Origin of the sequence: Adlercreutzia equolifaciens, assembly GCF_029076695.1 — a bacterium.
In the GTDB taxonomy this organism is placed as follows: domain Bacteria; phylum Actinomycetota; class Coriobacteriia; order Coriobacteriales; family Eggerthellaceae; genus Adlercreutzia; species Adlercreutzia equolifaciens_A.
This window is the reverse complement of record NZ_JARFIK010000593.1, coordinates 1-290: the sequence shown is the minus strand read 5'-3', so window position 1 is coordinate 290 and position 290 is coordinate 1. Positions and strand designations below refer to the sequence as shown.

Genomic DNA, 290 nt, shown 5'->3' with positions numbered 1-290 from the left:
CAAAGGGCGACGGCGCAAGCATGCCGCTGACGCCGTTTTCATCCACGCGCACGTGGGTGAGCGTTTGCCCGAGTTCGCACGCAATACGGCGCTTTTTCATTTCGCGCTGGAGTAGAGTGCTGATGTCTGCATCCACCGAAGGCAGGGGCAATATCCTGTCCTGCCCTTCAACCACTGTGACCGTGGAACCGAACGCCCGATAAATGCAGGCCAGCTCGCAGCCAATGACGCCGCCGCCCACAATGATGATGGAGGCAGGCACGTGGGTGAGCTTGAGGGCATCGTCGCTG

Annotated in this window: 1 protein-coding gene; it reads right to left on the bottom strand. The window is 60.7% G+C overall.

The features are described 5' to 3' along the window. A partial coding sequence (locus tag PZH32_RS13745) for an NAD-binding protein (protein ID WP_275208822.1) occupies window positions 1–290 on the bottom strand: 290 nt, incomplete at both ends.